The organism is Phyllobacterium myrsinacearum, assembly GCF_002980555.1.
GTDB classification, from domain to species: domain Bacteria; phylum Pseudomonadota; class Alphaproteobacteria; order Rhizobiales; family Rhizobiaceae; genus Phyllobacterium; species Phyllobacterium myrsinacearum.
In genome coordinates this window covers 345940-363627 of sequence record NZ_PVBT01000005.1, presented here as the reverse complement: position 1 = coordinate 363627, position 17688 = coordinate 345940, and the positions used below count along the sequence as shown (strand labels likewise).

At 56.8% G+C, this 17688-nt stretch carries 14 protein-coding genes; 7 read left to right on the top strand and 7 right to left on the bottom strand.

Features of this window, described 5'->3' with window-relative positions; all coding sequences use genetic code 11:
• Positions 1-4: 4 nt before the first annotated feature.
• Entirely contained in the window at positions 5-1228 is a 1224-nt protein-coding gene (locus C5750_RS18185; protein WP_105735331.1) for an ROK family protein, read from the bottom strand.
• Positions 1229-1500: 272 nt separating this feature from the next.
• Between C5750_RS18185 and C5750_RS18180 the strand changes: the two genes are divergently transcribed.
• The 7 genes from C5750_RS18180 (at position 1501) to C5750_RS18150 (ending at position 9946) form a co-directional block, all read left to right on the top strand.
• Positions 1501-2748 (top strand): sugar ABC transporter substrate-binding protein, encoded by a 1248-nt coding sequence (locus C5750_RS18180; RefSeq protein WP_105735330.1) that lies wholly within the window; start codon positions 1501-1503, stop codon positions 2746-2748.
• A gap of 12 nt (positions 2749-2760) precedes the next feature.
• On the top strand, positions 2761-3705 hold the full coding sequence (locus C5750_RS18175; RefSeq protein ID WP_105735329.1) for a carbohydrate ABC transporter permease: 945 nt from the start codon (positions 2761-2763) through the stop codon (positions 3703-3705).
• A gap of 1 nt (position 3706) precedes the next feature.
• On the top strand, positions 3707-4561 hold the full coding sequence (locus C5750_RS18170) for a carbohydrate ABC transporter permease (RefSeq protein WP_105735328.1): 855 nt from the start codon (positions 3707-3709) through the stop codon (positions 4559-4561).
• Positions 4562-4566: 5 nt separating this feature from the next.
• Complete coding sequence (argH, locus tag C5750_RS18165) at positions 4567-6081, top strand: argininosuccinate lyase (protein ID WP_105735327.1); 1515 nt, start codon at positions 4567-4569, stop codon at positions 6079-6081.
• A complete protein-coding gene (locus tag C5750_RS18160) occupies positions 6081-7115 on the top strand; it encodes an ABC transporter ATP-binding protein (RefSeq protein WP_105735326.1) in 1035 nt (344 codons plus the stop codon). Before argH ends, C5750_RS18160 begins: the two co-directional genes overlap by 1 nt.
• Positions 7112-8017 carry a carbohydrate kinase family protein gene (locus C5750_RS18155; RefSeq protein WP_105735325.1) on the top strand — a complete coding sequence of 302 codons (906 nt, stop codon included), beginning with the start codon at positions 7112-7114 and terminating at the stop codon, positions 8015-8017. The genes C5750_RS18160 and C5750_RS18155 overlap by 4 nt, the downstream gene beginning before the upstream one ends.
• Before the next feature lie 279 nt (positions 8018-8296).
• Complete coding sequence (locus C5750_RS18150) at positions 8297-9946, top strand: GMC oxidoreductase (RefSeq protein WP_130502118.1); 1650 nt, start codon at positions 8297-8299, stop codon at positions 9944-9946.
• 123 nt (positions 9947-10069) lie between these two features.
• Here the strand turns inward: C5750_RS18150 and C5750_RS18145 are convergent, their stop codons facing one another.
• From C5750_RS18145 to C5750_RS18115, 6 genes are all read right to left on the bottom strand, one after another.
• Positions 10070-10834: a Hint domain-containing protein gene (locus C5750_RS18145; RefSeq protein WP_245421158.1), complete on the bottom strand. Its 765-nt coding sequence runs from the start codon at positions 10832-10834 to the stop codon at positions 10070-10072.
• A gap of 348 nt (positions 10835-11182) precedes the next feature.
• Positions 11183-11929, bottom strand: a complete 747-nt coding sequence (locus tag C5750_RS18140) for a TfuA-like protein (protein ID WP_105735322.1) — start codon at positions 11927-11929, stop codon at positions 11183-11185.
• A complete protein-coding gene (locus C5750_RS18135; RefSeq protein ID WP_105735321.1) occupies positions 11926-13182 on the bottom strand; it encodes a YcaO-like family protein in 1257 nt (418 codons plus the stop codon). The genes C5750_RS18140 and C5750_RS18135 overlap by 4 nt, the downstream gene beginning before the upstream one ends.
• 406 nt (positions 13183-13588) lie before the next feature.
• Complete coding sequence (locus C5750_RS18125; RefSeq protein WP_105735319.1) at positions 13589-13825, bottom strand: hypothetical protein; 237 nt, start codon at positions 13823-13825, stop codon at positions 13589-13591.
• A gap of 33 nt (positions 13826-13858) precedes the next feature.
• Positions 13859-15850 carry an AfsR/SARP family transcriptional regulator gene (locus C5750_RS18120; RefSeq protein WP_158531353.1) on the bottom strand — a complete coding sequence of 664 codons (1992 nt, stop codon included), beginning with the start codon at positions 15848-15850 and terminating at the stop codon, positions 13859-13861.
• Between the two features lie 752 nt (positions 15851-16602).
• Positions 16603-17406 (bottom strand): helix-turn-helix transcriptional regulator, encoded by an 804-nt coding sequence (locus tag C5750_RS18115; RefSeq protein ID WP_110003338.1) that lies wholly within the window; start codon positions 17404-17406, stop codon positions 16603-16605.
• Between the last annotated feature and the right edge of the window lie 282 nt (positions 17407-17688).

Sequence of the window (17688 nt, the reverse complement as noted above, 5' to 3'; positions counted from 1 at the left end):
CCGCTTATAACGTGTTATGGGCTATGTCTGTGGGTGATGTATCAAGTTTGGGGGTGACGACCTCGAACAGCGGCAGTGCTGCGGCGCCGAGTGCGGCGGTCAATTGACCCGTCTGGCCGCGCTGGACACGCGGCAGGGAGCGTACACGGCGGCTCGCGACGGATACAGGCAGGTTGTGCATGGCGGAAATGATGTCATCGATGATAGCATCCGGCATGGCTCCGCCCAGCATTACGGTTTCCGGATCCAGAATATTTTCCAGCATCGAAACCATCGGGCTCAGATAATCTGCGGCCTCACCGATCCACGCTCTCAGAACGGGATGGTTTCCGGCGTGAAGGGTCTCAAGGTCGGAAAACTCGCTCGCGGCGATGCCGGCTTCGCGCAGTTTTTCCTTCAGGGCATGCAGCGAGGCATAGAGTTCAAGGCAGCCGCTCTGGCCGCATGGGCATTGTTTTCCGCGCGGGGCAACCACGATATGTCCGATTTCACCGGCATTGCCGAAAGCGCCGCGAAACGGCGTTCCCTCGTGAATGACGCCAAGGCCGATACCGGCACCGAAATAGATCATGCAGAAATCGGAAATCGTCTGCCCGGCACCGAACAGCCGCTCGCCGACCACGGCGGCAGTCGCGTCGTTCTCGACGATGACCAGTTCGCCGCTGGCCTCGGACAGCATCTCTGCAGCGTCGATCGTACCCCAGCCGGGAAGGGTGGTCGGACCAACGGACGTCATGCCATCGATCTCAAAGGGTCCCGGCATGACCACGCCGATGCCCAGGAGCTTCGCCTTGAAGAGCGTGCGAATCCGGTCGACCTCGCCGACAAAACGCGGAACAAAGTGCTCGGGCGTGGTGTTCTTGACGGGAACGATTTCTCTGGAACGCACCTGCCCCGCAAGGTCCAAAACAACGATCACCATGTGATCCGCGGCAATCTCGATGCCGATGGTAATGGCCCCGTCGGGATTGACGGCGAACTGAATGGGCGGCTGGCCGCGGCCGGACCGGAGGCGCCCGACCTCCATCAGCAAATTATCGCTGACCAGCTCGTCGACGATATTGGCCACCGCCTGGGCGGTCAGCTGTGTCAGTTTGGCGATGTGCATGCGTCCCAGCGAGCCGTGAATGCGTACCACATCCAGGACAACACGCCGGTTGTGATGCCGGCTGCGCTCGGGATTTTTACCGATGGCAATCTGATGCGTACCGCTCGTCTGTCGGGCCATGTCTCGAACCTCAATTCCAGTCTTTCATCGATACCTCCAAGAGGCGTTCTGACGCAATACAATAATTCAAGTAAAGTATGTTATTGACAAATCATCGCTGACGGTGAAGCTTATATGTAAGCCACGACAACGTTCGGGGTTGCTGCAGCAAAAACATTGCCGTGCGGTGGGATGAGGTCATGGGGATCGTCGATGCGGACTGCAGCGCCGGTGCCTGGGGAACAGGGAAGCTCTGCATCCGATGATGGATATGGCAGGGCACAGGAGGTTATATGCGTAAAGGAATTCTATTGGCCGGCCTGCTTGCCGGATTTGCCACTTTTGCTGCCGGAACGGCGCAGGCGGTCGAAATCGAATATTGGCAGTATGTGTACGATACCCGCGTCAAGGCAATGGATCAGCTGATTGCCAATTTCGAAAAGGCCAATCCCGGTATCACCGTCAAGCAGACGACTTTCCCCTATGCGGACTATCAGACACGCATTGTTGCAGCCAATATGGGCGGCAAGGGTCCGGATGTCATGCAGCTGTTCTACGGATGGCTTGACAAGTTCGTTGCGGGCAAGCTGCTGCAGCCGCTCCCGACCGACATGTTCCCGCACGACAAGATCGAAAGCGATTTCTTTCCCATCGTGACGGCCATGAAGCGGGGCAACGATTATTATGGCCTGCCGACAGCTGTCCGCTCGCTGGCGCTGTTCTACAACAAGAAGCTGCTGAAAGAGGCGGGGATTGAAAATCCGCCGAAGACACTGGACGATTTCGTTGCGGCCGGCGTTGCGACAACCAAGCGCGATGCCGCCGGAAACCTTGTCGTTGCCGGTACAACGCTGGATATGACGGGGCAGGATCACCAGTGGTGGCGTGAGGTTCTTATCCGGCAGTATGGCGGCGAACCCTATTCGGCCGACAATACAAAAGTGACTTATAACAGTGAGGCCGGCATCAAGGCCCTGAAGTTCTACACCAGCCTGCAGACGGAGAAGAAGATCGGCCAGGTCGGTTTCATGGATGAAGGCCAGGCAGCGTTTCGCGCAGGTATGGCGGCCATGACCATCGACGGGACTTTCCGTCTCGGCTCCTTCAAGACGATCAATACCTTCGAGTGGGGCGTCACTGAACTGCCCGCCAATGCGGCAGGCCTGCGGTCCAATTACGCGAGCTATTTCGCCAATGGTATTGGCGCGCGCGTCAGCGGGGAAAAGCTCGAAGCGTCGAAGAAGTTCCTGGCCTATATCTCCTCGCCGGAAGCCATGGACATCTGGCTGAAGACTGTGGGCGAGCTGCCCGCCCGCCGTTCCGCCGCCCTGACGGACGCCAATCTGGCCGATCCGATTTTCGGCCCGTTCCTCAAGGGACTTGAATATGCGCATACCACGCAATTCGTCGATGAGGCTGCGCAGCGCCAGACGGCCATGGACATGGCCAACCGCGTTCTTCTGGAAGGACAGTCAGCGGAAGACTCGATTGCCCAGGCGGCAACGGCCGAACAGGCAATCATCGATTCCGCCAAGAAGTAAGGGCATCGTCCAATGGTTTCCACACCTGTCAATACGGAAGGGGCGGCCGCAAGCCGCCCCACCGGGCCCGTGTGGGACCGGCTATCCATGAAAACCAAGCGGCTGATCTGGGTCTGGTCGTTTCTTGCCCTGCCTATCGTGTTCTACAGCGTCATCCGTTTCTATCCGACGCTGCAAGCCTTCTGGCTGTCGCTGACGGATTGGGATCTGATGCGTCCGCCGGTGTTCATCGGTCTGGGCAATTACGAGCGGTTGTTCAGCGATCCGCAGTTCTGGAAAGTCTTCCGCAATACCTTCACCTATCTGCTGATCGGCACCCCGATCAGCCTGTTGCTGGCGTTCACCATTGCTTACTATCTCGATCGCGTGCGCTTCATGCACGCCTTCATCCGGGCACTGTATTTCCTGCCATTTCTGACCACGGCCGCCGCTATGGCCTGGGTATGGCGATGGTTTTATCAGCCGGCGCCGATCGGTGTCATCAATGATGTCCTCGGGCTTTTCGGCTTGCCGCAGCAGCCCTTCATCCGGTCGGTCAATCAGGCGTTGCCGTCGATCATGGTGACGTCGATTTGGGCCGGTCTTGGCTTCCAGATCATCATTTTCATGGCCGGTCTGCGCGCCATTCCAGGTACCTATTATGAGGCTGCCCGCATCGACGGCCTCGGCGAGTGGGCCATTCTGCGCCGCATCACCTTGCCGCTGCTCAAGCCAACGACCGTTTTTCTGGTGGTTTTTTCCTCCATTGGCTTCCTGCGGATTTTTGATCAGGTCTACAACATGACCACCAATGACCCTGGCGGCCCCCTGGGCTCGACGAAGCCTCTGGTGCTGATGATCTTCCAGACCGCCTTTTCATCCTACCAGATGGGGTATGCGGCAGCGCAGACAGTTGTGCTGTTTTCCATCCTGCTGGTGGTGTCATTGCTGCAACTGCGCGTCTTGAGGGATAAATGATATGACCACTGCTCTCCCGAAGCCGGCAGGATTGTACCGCGCCAACATAAGACCCGCCCAGATCCTCGTCTGGACACTCCTTCTGATCGGCGGCCTGATCATGATTACGCCACTGCTCTTCATGTTCTCCACCTCGCTGAAGACGGCAGGCCAGGTCTACGATCTGCGTGTTATTCCTGCAGCGCCGACATTGGAAAACTATGCCAAAGTGCTGCTCGACGGCCGCTTCATGCGCTGGTTTCTCAATTCCAGCCTTGTCGCTGTCACAGTGACGCTTTCCAATGTTTTCTTCGACAGCCTTGTTGGCTACACGCTGGCAAAGTTCGAATTCCGTGGCCGCTATCTGATCTTCCTCGCCATCCTGTCAACCCTGATGATACCGACAGAGATGCTGGTTATCCCGTGGTACCTCATGTCGAGCCAATTGGGCTGGCTGGATAGCTATTGGGGCATCATGTTCCCGGGCATGATGACAGCGTTCGGGACCTTCCTGATGAAGCAGTTCTTTGACACCATCCCCAACGACTTTCTGGAAGCTGCGCGGATCGATGGTCTGAACGAGTTCCAGATCTGGTGGAAAGTGGCAATGCCGCTGGTTACGCCGGCGCTGTCCGCCCTTGCCATTTTCACCTTCCTTGGCAATTGGACGGCCTTCTTCTGGCCGTTGATCGTGACCACGAGCAAGGAACTCTACACGCTTCCCGTCGGCCTCTCGAGCTTTGCCGTCGAACAGTCGATCCAGTGGGAATTGATCATGACTGGCGCAGCCATCGCCACGCTGCCGACGCTCATCGTTTTTCTGGTGCTGCAGCGCTATATCGTGCGCGGCGTGATGCTGGCCGGACTGAAAGGATAATCGCTATGACGTTGAATGATCCGCGTCTCTCCGACAAAAGCCTCTTTCCCGATCCGGTCTACAAGGAAGCGGTGCTGCGGCCTCTGTTTGACGGTGCCAAGTCGCATCATGTCGATGGCTTCCGCCGCATCGATCGCGCCCATCTGGTGATGCTGGTGGAAACAGGCATCGTCGACCGCACGCAGGCGGCCAAAATCGCGGTCGCGCTCGAAGCCATTGACCGCGACATCGATCCGGCCTCGCTCATCTATACGGGAGAGGTGGAAGACTTCTTCTTCCTGATCGAGAAGGAACTGAAACAACGGGTTGGTGCCGATATCGCAGGACGCCTCCACACGGCCCGTTCGCGCAATGATATTGATCATACGCTTTTCAAGCTTGGACTGAAGGCACGCATCGATGCGCTGATGGGCAAGGCGCGCCACCTGCTTGATACTCTGATCGATGCGGCCGAGCGCGAGAAAGCAACCTTGATCGTTGCCTACACGCATGGCCAGCCGGCACAGCCGACCACCTTCGGCCACTACTTGTCTGCCGTCATCGAAGTGTTGATACGCGACATGAACCGCTTCGAAGAAGCGCGGCAGATCGTCGATCTCAGCCCCATGGGTGCCGCGGCCATCACTACCTCCGGATTTGCGATCGATCGCGCCCGCGTGGCAGAGCTTCTCGGATTTTCCGCTCCGCTGCGCAACTCCTACAGCTGCATCGCCGCGGTCGACTATATTACCTCCACCTACAGTGCCATCGAATTGATGTTTCTGCATCTCGGCCGGTTGATCCAGGATTTCCAGTTCTGGACGAGCTTTGAAGTGGGGCAGGTCTATGTCCCGAATGCGCTGGTGCAAATTTCGTCGATCATGCCGCAGAAGCGCAATCCTGTGCCCATCGAGCATATGCGGCTGCTGGCAAGCCAAACATTCGGCCGGGCGCGCACCGTGCTTGACGTCATGCACAATACTCCATTCACCGACATGAATGACAGCGAGGGCGAAACCCAGTCGATGGGCTATGAGGCCTTTGTTTCCGCGGCGCGCGTTCTCGATCTCATGGCTTCGTTCGTATCGGCAATCCGTATCGATTCCGAACGTGTCGCCGGCAATATCCGCCGCTCCTGCATCACCATCACCGAACTTGCCGATTCACTGGTGCGCCGCGAAGGCCTGTCGTTCCGGGAAGCCCATGAAATCGCCGCTACGGTTGCCAGGGCAGTCGTTGCCAAACAGGGCGATCTGCCCACCGGCGGCTTCGAGCCGTTTCTGGCGGCTTTCGAACATGCGACCGGGCGCACACCGTCGGTTGATCGCGATCAATTCGCCGAAATCGTATCGCCCGACTATTTTGTCCGTGTGCGCAGCCGGTTCGGCGGCCCCGCCGCGGAGCCCATGGCCGCGGCACTGTCATCCTATCGCGACCGGGCTTCGGTCTTCGCGCAATTGGCTGCCGATCATTCCACCAGCGAGAGCCGGGCGGCCCATGAACTTGACCGTAATTTCAAAGCATTGGTAGGAGCTGCCTGATGGCGACAATTGAACTTCAGGGCCTGGTCAAGCGCTATGGCAAGACCAATGTGGTCCACGGCATCGACCTTGAAATCGCCGACGGCGAATTCGTTGTCTTTGTCGGTCCGTCCGGCTGCGGCAAATCAACGACGCTGCGCATGATTGCGGGTCTCGAGGATATTTCCGGAGGCACGCTGCGTATTGGCGGCGATGTGGTCAACGAACGTGAACCCAAGCAACGCAACATTGCCATGGTGTTCCAGAACTATGCCATTTATCCGCACCTGACCGTCCGGCAGAATATTGGCTTCGGTCTTTATACCTCCAAAATGTCGAGGGAAGACAAGGACAAGCGCATTGATGAGACTGCCGAAATGCTTGGGCTGACCGCCTTGCTCGAACGGCGTCCCTCGGCATTGTCCGGCGGCCAGCGCCAGCGCGTCGCCATCGGCCGTGCAATGGTGCGCAATCCCTCTGCCTTCTTGTTCGACGAGCCTCTGTCCAATCTTGACGCGCAATTGCGGGCGCAGATGCGCATCGAGGTCAAGCGTCTGCATCAGCGGCTGGGTACGACCATCGTCTATGTTACCCACGATCAGGTGGAAGCCATGACCATGGCCGACCGGATCGTCGTGATGCGCGACGGTCATATCCTGCAGACAGGAACGCCGATGGAGATCTACGAAAACCCGCTGGATGTGTTCACCGCGCGGTTCATCGGCAGTCCGTCAATGAACCTCATTCCCGGTCGCCGCACCGATACGGGCGTTGCCGTGGAAGCCGGTGGCACCATGCTGATCGGTATTCGCCCGCACGACCTGGTGATCGGCGAGGCAGCGCCGGGTAACTTCAAACTGGAGGGCGTCGTGTCGGCGGTCGAGCCGCTGGGATCCGAAACGCTGGTGCACTTCGACGTTGCCGGACAATCGGTCATTGCAACAGCGCCGGGCAAACTGATCCCGGCGACGGGAAGCACCGTCACTGCCTATGCCGCACCAACGGCACTCTATCTCTTCGATGCAAAAACCGAGAAGTCGCTGGGCCGTTTATGAAATCCAATTCAGCCGAAAAGAATGCCGTTCTGAGTATCGGCAGGATTTACTGTGACCTGATTTTTACCGGGCTTGAGTCAATGCCGGTGCTCGGGCGTGAAGTCTTTGCCAGCAATATGGCCATCACCGGCGGCGGCGGCGCGTTCATCGTCGCGGCCTATCTGGCCCATACGGGCAGGAACACGGCGCTTCTTGCCCGGCTTGGTACCGACTCCCTGTCCATGGGGCTGCTGGATCAACTCGGGGCCAGCGGCATCGATCTGCGCTTTCTTGAGCAGGCGCCCGATGCCGGCCCGCAGGTTTCGGTTGCAATCAATCACAGTGAAGAGCGGGCCTTTCTCTCACGCCGGGCCGGGTCAGCGCAACCGGCGACATTGCTGCCGGCGCTCGCCTGGGAGAAGGCAACACATCTTCATATCGCCGAATATGCCACTCTCGTTGAGATCCCTGATCTGGTACGGAATGCGAAGGCGCACGGCTTGACGGTTTCCCTCGATCCCAGCTGGGATGAAACCCTGATTTTTGATCCCGCCTTTATCGGAAACTGCGCGGGTGTGGATATCTTCCTGCCGAACGAGGAAGAGGCGACGGCGATCACCGGCCTGTCCGATCCGGTTGAAAGCCTGCGCAAGCTTGCCGAAAACTTTCCCGTCGTTGTCGTCAAATCCGGTGCGCGCGGTGCCCATCTGATGGTGGATGGCCGTTATTTCTACAGCGTTGCTCCAAGTGTTGCCGTCGTTGATACAACTGGCGCAGGCGACGCATGCGATGCCGGGTTCATCAATGCCTGGCTCGACGGGCTGGACCCGCAATCCTGCCTCAATGCCGGTGTTGCTCTGGGAAGTCTGGCTGTTCAGGCTGCCGGCGGCGCCACGGCGCTCGGGCAAGCTGCCCAGCTTTGAACTGTACCCAATCGGTTGTGCAACCAGTAGCCCGAATGAGGAGGGCTCTAAGCAAAAGGGCTACTCGTCCTAGCCGTCGCAGCATATTCCGCCTGGAGGCCATCCGGCCCTATAATCGCCCTCAAATATCCGATGGGGACAGACAAGCCGCCAACCGGCGGATTGTCTCTGTGAGCATAACACTGGTCTTGCTCGTTCTGGCTTGAGGTCGATCGGCAATGGAACACGCCATATCGCTCAATATTGTTTTCAGCTTTGCTCAATCCGGGCTTTCACGCCATGTTTGTTGACGCCAGAGAACTTCCAGCGGGTTCAGTTCTGGATGCCGCGATATGCATCGTTGGCGGCGGCGTCGCAGGGATCACGCTTGCGCTCGAATTCCAGAAACGGGGCATTGAAACGATCGTTCTTGAAGGCGGTGGACTGAACTTCAATGCCGCGTCACAATCCCTCTACCAGGGCGAAAACCTTGGCATCCCCTACGACCTTCAGGCGACGAGAACCCGGCAATTCGGCGGCAGTTCCAATTGCTGGGGCGGGTGGATACGACCGTTCATCGGCATTGATTTTGAACCGCGGCACTGGGTGCCCAACAGTGGATGGCCGTTCGATCTGACGGAGATGCAGCGGTTCTATGCCCGTGCAAGCGACCTGGTCCAAGTCAATAATCACGGTTTCGAACCGCAGTTCTGGCACGAACATCTCGTGGGCGACCGCTCCATACTGCTGGAGCTGAATGATGCCTCGCTTGAGACGATGGTGAGCAAGTTTAGCCCGCCAACGCGGTTTGGCCGCGACTATGAGGCGTTTCTACGCACCGCGCAAACGACGAAAGTGCTGCTGAATGCCAATGCAACCGAGATCGCGACGCATGAAGATCCATCAACTGTAACCGGCGTGCACGTGGCGACATATGGGCAAAAGATGATGTTCGTGCGGGCCCAAAGAGTCATTCTAGCCGCGGGCGGGATCGAAAACGCCCGTCTTCTCCTGCTGTCCAACCGGTGTGATCAGCGAGGGCTTGGCAACCAGCACGATGTGGTCGGCCGCTATTTCATGGAGCACCCGCGTATTCGCCTTGGCCAGATGATACCTGCGGTCAATGCCGCCGCGTTTCGCTTTTACGATGCCCGCTACACCTATCACAATCCCAAGCTTGCCGTGGATGGTACCAGCGCAAGCGCGCATCTCGGCTTGACGGAACAGGTTCAGCGGGACGAACACCTGGTGCAGTGCCGCACCTATTTCCGGGCATGCCGGGCGGGCGAGGACAGCACGCTGACCGAGCGTTTCCACGAGATATACAATGCCATCCGGTGGCGGCATTATCGCGACTTCAAATTGAGAACATTTGCCACCGTTGCGCTTGGCAGTCCCAACCTCATGGCATCCCTGCTCTACCGGAAGCTGCGGCTCGCCGCGAAGTCGGATTATTTCCAGATCGAGAGTGTCATCGAACCCGTTCCCAACAGGGAGAGCAGGGTTACGCTGTCGGCGCAGCGGGACAGATTGGGCCTCAACCGGGCAGCACTTGATTGGCGTGTCGGCGATCTGGAAAAGCACACCCACTCACGGATGCTGGGACTGATTAAGGATGAGTTTGAGGCATCCGGCGTCGGACATGTCGATCTCGAGCGGCCGGCTGCAGAGCCTGAGCTTTCGATCATCGGATGCAATCATCATATGGGAACCACCCGGATGCATGTCGACCCGCATAGGGGCGTCGTCGACCAGGACTGTACGGTGCACGGCATCCACAACCTGCACGTCGCCGGCAGTTCGGTGTTTCCGACCTGTGGCAACGATATGCCGACATTGACAATTGTCGCGCTGGCATTGCGGCTTGCCGATCATATCAAGGCGCTGCATGGCTTTCATGAAGGCATCGGAGGCTTCCGAACGGGCGGAGAACGCGCTGAAGCCGTGTGAGGACTAGCCGGACTTGAGCCAGGTAAGCGCTCTTGCTGAACATGTCGAAGCAGGTGTTCCCGGAGGGGAACGCCTGCTTGTCGCATTCAAGCGGTTACCTATTCCTTGCCGCGGCGCTTCTCGTTACACCATGGCGTGCATCCGGTCGGTGCCTGCGGTTTCCCGGGCACGCAAGGCAAATCTGTCGCGGGCGTCCTGAACCGGATCACGCAAGCCGATGAAGCGGGGCAGGCCGAGGCGCAGAAGAGCCATCAGGTTCTCGCGGCCGCCTTCATAACCAATGATCGGCGCGAAGGGCACCATGGGTGTGCCGAGGCCTGCGGGGTAAAGGCGTGCATATTCGGAAAAGTTGGTAAAGCTCTCGTGGTTACTGTCGCGAAGCAGGAATGTTTCAGCAGGAGCACCCTCGGCGAAGATCACGTCATGGGTATCAAGCACAATGTGGAAATATTCGATGATCTCCCGGTCAGGGGGAAGCGACGGAGCAATGGACAGGCCGTTCACCAGATCCTTCGCGCGGATCAGAACGCCATCGACATACAGTGCATGATTGGGCGAGAGGTAGAGATCCGCGTGGGGCGTTTGCTGATCGAAAGCGTGGCGTGAAATACGGATTGGCATGACGCTGGCCGCCCAGGACGGGCTGTTCCTTTTGTAAACCTGGCGTCCAATCCATCTCACGGCGGCAGCTTTGCCGTTCATGGTTTCCACATCATCGCCGATCCGAAGATCTTCAATATGAACCTCACCTGCCGGGGTCCTGATCGAGGTGCCCCGGAGAAAGCAGTTTTGATTGTCGCCGCCGGGGGTATGGCCGGGCTCGCCGCCATGTCTCCACCATTTCCTTCCCATGGCCCGCGCGGGGAAGGAAGACATGGCCGTGGCCAAGCCTGTGATTGCCGCGACCTTGACGCTCGTGGAAAGCGCCACGCCGAGAAAGTGTCGTCGCGCGCGGCTGAGTGGCCGGTGCCGCTCTGTAGTTGGTGACATAGTCCCCTCCGTGGTTACAGTGCAACTTTCAATCCAAATATTCCGATGACCATCCTATAGGAAGGCATGGCGGGAAACGCTTTGGATTTTGGCGGTTGTCCGATGCTGAAATCGGCCTACTGGGCGCTGAAAAAAGCCAACCCAGAGCGAAGGCCGCATCCTTTTGGAGGAGGGATCATACATCGAAGATGTACTGTCGCTTACATCTTCCAAGGATAGTCCTTTTTGAAACCCCGGCGGATCCGTTCAGTGCTGAGCCCGCAGTTTTCGCCACTGCGTCGTTTCGTTGAAGAGCCAGCTGGTGGAATCTGCCGTCAATCCCCCGGCTTCGGCAGGGTTTTTGCCTTCAAGCAACACGTTCAACAGGGCCTCCGCATCCTGTCTTTTGACGTTGCGAATGAAAGGCTTGAGCCGTCCGGCGGCGTCAATGATATCGGGAGCCAGGGCCTCGAATATGCGTGCCCAGCTCCTGTCCTTGAAGAACACTGCATTGGCTCTGTCGCGGATCAAGACATGTTCGCCGGGCGTGATTGCCGATACATGCAGCGCCGCATCCAGCGTCGCATCAACGGTGACCATGGCTTCTGTGAAGGCAGTATAGCCAAACTCGGCCGGTGCATGCACCTGTGCCACCGCGGCATCGTCCTCCAATCCGCCGAACGCGTAGCGCGCAAAAACCTCCCCAATGCCGATCATGCCGAATGGATGGCATTCCGCCGCACGCAGCGCACCCATGCTTGCCGCGCCGAGAACGGTGACGCCCTGCGAAAGCGCGTATAGTATTTCCTTGTGCCAGACCGCGGCCACATCCTCGAAACGGCCGTCGACAAGTCCGATCATGCTGTAGCCTTCATCCACCGCGCGGGTGATATCCCCGCATTTCGCCGGCCCCCGGCACGTCAGAGAACGATCGGGCAGCAGGCGATCTTCATTTGTGCGCACGGGCACGAATTCGGTTCTGGAAAGACTTGGGCCTGCAAACAGAATCTTCATTGCAGCAACATCGCGTTCAGCGCCCTTCCGCCAAAGCGGTGTTTGCGTATGCCGGCTGGGCTTTCCAGCTCGTTGATCAGGACGCGGCAAACGGACATTCCATAGGCTTCACCGCCCAGGGGAACAACGACCGCACTGCCAATACCGCGGTTGCGCAACGGGTCGAGATAGGCATCGAGGCGCGCAGGTTCTGACGGTTCCGGTTCGTCAAAGTGCCAATGGGCCCTCGGCTCTGCCCTTATGTAGACACCGAGATCAGGAGCAAGGCGCTGCGCATATTCCGAGGGATCAAAATCATCTCTGGCGCCGGAAATATTGGTGATACGCGTCTGGGCCGCCTCGGTGATCGCCCGCATGGCGGCCACGCGCGGCGACAGGTGGCACCCATACCCGGCAGAAAGGTCGAAATGCAGATAGGTGCCTTTCCGCGAAACCGGGTTGATGGTTGCCATGAATACCGGAAGGCCGATATCGGAACGAATATCGAAAAGGCGCAGCAGGAAACCCGCCCCACTGATCCTGTCTGCCAGCCAGCGGATACCGGCGTCCGGGAACACCGCCGGGTCGACGCACTGGGCATGGACGGCACTGTCGCGCTTGAACCGCCATAGTTCGGTCGCGTCGCGTTCCACGCGCTCGCACAGGCCGTGAATAACAGCTTCAAGCAGGCAGTTGCCCGAGGCAAGGCCATCGGTCGACTGGCAGTAATGCCGCGCTTTTCGCGCTGATGTGAAGTCGAGCGATACGAGTTCTCTGGGTACGAATACCGTTCTGTTCCGCAGAAGGTCATAGCCCTCAAGCCATTCATCGATGAGCTCGGGTGCTGGTTCGTCGGCGCCCTTCATAACCAGCATCCGCCCGTCAAAGACGGTCCTGCCGGCCTGCAGCAAGTCCTGCCGGCTGGCGCGGACCGATGCGAGGGGAATGTTTTCGGCTATGGCGATCTCAGCCGCTTCCATGACAGCGGACGCGCGCGCATGGGCTGTGGTGATCCCCTTGCCCTGGCTCACGGCCAGAGTCTTGCTGTTGGGGCGGACAGCCATCCACACCGGGATTCCTATCCGGTCCAGCCCGGTTACCTCGGCCAGCCGGACGATGCCGAGATGGGGAAAGTGCGGACGCAGTTTTTGCACCGTCAGATCCGCGTCGATCAGTCGTGTCGACGACCGTTGCTCCAGACGGGCGGCGGAACAAAGATTGACTTCATCCGCCGCCAGCCTGTTCAGTATGGAAGTTTCGGCCAATTGCTGCATTGTTACTCCAGCGAACCGTTATCATCGTGCCTATATCGATAAATGCGATGATCCCCTGGAATAGCGCAGCCTATTGCAAGGGGCTCGCGGACGAGAGTCTTTCCGCTGGGCCATTCCGGTAACCTTCAGTAATCATTATATTTTCTGATCGATTACTGATAGTCTTTATGAAGTCATACCCAGCCGATCCGGAGCATTCAATCATACTCCGATCAAGACTCTCAACGGTTTTTTCTTCCAGGTTTACCAGCCAGAGCGTGTCGGTCTCTGGCTCATCGATGATGTAAAACTTTGCCATGCGAGTAACCTTTCCATGAAGGAGAACCACATGGCAACGGTACTTTGATTCGTTTCTATATCAATTGAATATTATCGATGAGATTTCTTATCCAACGACATTTCTATTTTATTTAACTGTTGGATCGGTAATTGACATTTTTACATCAGCCCCCGTCCTGCTGTTTGTAACAATCGCGATACTTACTCCCTTGATGAGTGTAATTCCGTTCTTTCGCGCTGTATTGATGGTTTCGATAACGGATCCAGCGGCAGCGCTGTTCAATTTTTCAACGCGATTTTCCGCCGTGTTGACAAGCCAAAGTTCATCAGTCCCGGCTTCCCCGATGATGAAATACTTTTCCATGCATGTTTTCCCCTGTTTGTATTGGACGTTGCGTCACTGGAATCCCGCTTCGCGTAGAGATTCTTCATACATCCTACGGTGGGCAGGCATTCTGAGGCTCATCGATTTTACCCATTCGTCAATTCGAAAAGACGGGTTATCTTCCAGAGCATAATTTCTGTATTCCGCGGCCTGTTCATGTTCACCCAATCGTGCCCAGCATGCTGCCATCAAGCGGGCGGCCGCTCGCGGATTTTTCATCTTCTGAAGAAACGCGATGGCCTCGGCATAGCGATCGAGATAATGGAAGGTGCCAGCGCCCACCCAGTAGTAATAGTCGGGCGCCAGGGGGTTCAGCGCAATTGCGTGCTGGATTTTGCTGAGAGCCAGTTCGAGCTCGCCGGAATGGGTCAAGGCGTCGGCGTAGTCGGCAAGCAGGTCGGCATGTTGCGGGTTGAGCGTCTCACTTTGATCAAAATATTCCAGGCTTTCATCATACTTGCCAAGATACATATTGATGGTGCCCAGCTCGCGCAAAGGCCGTTCGTCATCCGGGTCGTTGGGCGCGGCCTTCTTGGCGATTTGTTCGCCTTCAAGCAGGATATCCTTGTCATTGCGTGCAAGAACAAGCCATTCGCGCTGCATGGTTCGCGCGACACCGCTCAAGGCGGGCACGAAATCCGGCGCTGCGATCAGGGCATTCTTGAAAGCATCCCGCGCGGTACGGACTTTCGTCAGATCAAGGCTGTCGATTTCACGCTTGCCGACAAGGTACCAGTAATAGGCATCGGGATTCTGGATCAGCCGGTTGTAGCGGTCCAGCTCCTCCCGTTCGATGGTGGTGACGATGGACAGGACGATGCGCATGGACAGGTGGCGGTACTGCTGTTCAGGCAGCGTATAATCAAATTTCTGTTTTTCCGCCCAGACGATCTCCCGCGTGCGCGTATTGATGAGTTTTACCGAGAGGAAGCAAAAGCCATCGCCGCGCATCAGTCTGCTGTCGAAGACAAAATCCACGCCCAATTGTTCGTGAAGGTCGGAGAAGCCGTTGATGCTCGATTCCGTCACAACCCGGATGGATGTATAGGGAGCGACCACGGACAGCGTACGCAGGCGGCACAATCCTATCGTGATATCGTCAACCAGGGAGGCTGCCAACTGCTCCATGGGGTCTGCGAGGGTTTGCGGCAGGTACAATACAATAATCTTTGGCAGGATGGGCTGTCTTGACAGTTCGAGCGAATTTGCCGGCTGAAGAAAGTAGGACCGGTGATGGTCAGCATCGTTGAGAGACAAGGACCCCAGCACCGGTGAATGAATGACGGGTTGCGGCAAGTTGAGCGATCTTTTGGTGTGCAGATGCTGGTATAGCTCGATTGTTTCAGCCTCTGGATCGATATCCAGGTCATCGCGCAGTTTCTTCGCGCATTCCCGGAACGTTCGTTCGACCATCGTGATCATCCCGAGCTGGGATGCCGTTTGCATGAGCATGCGATAGCCGACCTCCTGATAGGGGTCGATGTCGATCAGCTTGCGCGCGCATTGCCGTCTCTCGTCAATATTGAAATGAGGCTGATCAAGAGCCGATCGCAGGGCAACGATCGCATCATCGCGAATTTTGACGCGCTTGATATCCAGCCATTCGTCGAAGTCAGAGTTGTCGGGTTCATTTTGTATCAGAAGGTCGCCCCGATAAAGTTCGCAGATCCTGAGAGCGGGTTCGGCTCCTCCCCGTGCGGCGCAGCTGAGAAACTCCATCAGATCGATATCGAGAAGGCCCTGTTCGACCGAGGCTAAATTGAGCCTGACATAGACAGCGTCGCTTTCAATCAGGGTGATGCCTAGTTGCTCCTGGAATCGGCGGATGCGCGCAAGGCTTTGGCGCAAATTCACGCTGGCGTGAGTCTGGTCGGTTTCCGACCAGAGTATTTGTGCCAGCTTGCTGCGCGCCACCGAGTGGCAATTGCTCTCCAGCAGGATATAGGTGACAATTCGCAGAAAGTTCGCCGGTACGCGCGGGACCAGGTGCCCGCCAATACTCATAACCGTTGCCTCTCCCAAAACTGTCAACCGCATAATGGCTAAAGCCCCCGTATGTCACCCTTATTTATGATTAGAAATGCATATTATTGTTGTTTACTTCCGGCCCTCGTAATGAAATCTACTATAGGTTGCAGTAGTTCTCTATAGTCATTATCAACTTTAGTCGTAATAAATTTGAATTAAGCAGGTTGGCGGGAGTTTCACCCAAGGGCGTAGGCTGAGCTCGAAGTCGACAGGAAATGGTTGATTTTGATATAAAATGCGGGCGGATTTTCATTGCGCCAAATATGGCGTGAATGGCTGGTATAATGCATGAATTATAAGGAAGTTAATTTTAATGAATTCTCCCGTATCTTTTGATATTTATTTCCAATTTTTATTTATATACTTATATTTTAGCGAGTTTATACAGGTAGCTTCGCTGATATATTCATGATTGTCCAGAATGCATCTATTATATTTCCTCTGGCTGCTTTTAGGGGGGGTCGGCGTCTGTGCGTATCGCGTAGACGCTCCCGCGCCAAGTCCGCTCGCTTGTCCAGCCTGCGCCGTTATTGTGCATGGTTTTGCCGCAGCCCCAGAGGAGGGGCGATGTCCATGGCGCAGTTTAGTGGGTTGCTCCATGGCCGCCAAAGACGGCGAGATCACGATAGGGGTATCCGCCATTCAGGCCCCCGATCGGTTGCGCAGCATGAAACAGACCGACGCGCGCCCGTCTCCTTCCAGGAGAGGCGGATTCATGGTGCGCTCCGTCAGATATTGATGATGAGGTCTGTGATTTCGGTATTGCGGCTGAAGGCGCGCTCGGTGTTCCAGCTGAAGGCCGATTGCAGGGATTCGTGATCGATGTGATTGCGGTAGACGGCGGCTGCCTGTGTCCGGTTGTGCACCTTGAGCTTGCGAATGAGATTATGGACATGGACCTTGACCGTGTGGTCGGACAGGCTGAGGCGGTCGGCGATGGTTTTGTTCTGCAGCCCTTCGGAGAGCAGCTCGAGAATTTGATGTTCGCGCAATGTCAAAGTATCGATGGGCTTGGCGGCGGACAGATGCGCCCGTTTGCCGTCCGCCAGAGACGGCTGCTGATGGCGGGCATGGCCGTCCTTTGCCAGTTTTTCCAGCGACTGCATGACGCCGTAGGGGTAGTATTCGCCGCCATTGAGCAGCAGCCATATGGCAGCCAGCCAGATGTCGAGTTTCAGCGTGAACGGAAGCAGGCCCTGGATTCTCCGGTCGCAGAACAATCTGTTCAATCCCTGCGATGCACATCCATCGCCATTGATCATCAGCGTGATGGATGCATTGGGAAAACATATCCGGCAGCGCTCGATGCAGTCGGGAAGATCGGTGATCAGCTCCGTCTGCAGGAGGACCAAGCCGATGCCCGGGTCGGGATCCTGGGCATCGGGAAGAAAGCTCGACAGCGTTATCCGGATATCGGCGAATGTTCTTTCCAATGACTTGACCAGTCCCTGGAAAACGACCCCTGTTTCAGCATAAATGAAGATGCTGTTGTCGGATTTGCTTTCAAAGTTCTTTCCGGGTTCGCTATTCATGCATTCGCTTAGGTTAAAAGGCACATTACTATTCATGCTTGCCCCCATTTTTGACAGGAATAGACCTGTAAGTTTTTGTTTTTTCGTTATTTTTCGCGCGTAATTCAAAATGCCCGTCCGCGCGGCAATGCCCATTCGGCATTAATAAAGATTAAGTTAATTACTTGGGAGTGACGCGGGCGTGACTTGCCTAGGCTGATTGATAGTCTGGAGCGGTTTCGGGTAGGCCGGATAGTTTGCTTGACGCGGCCCAGGTCATGATTTTGATAGTTCCAAGTTTTT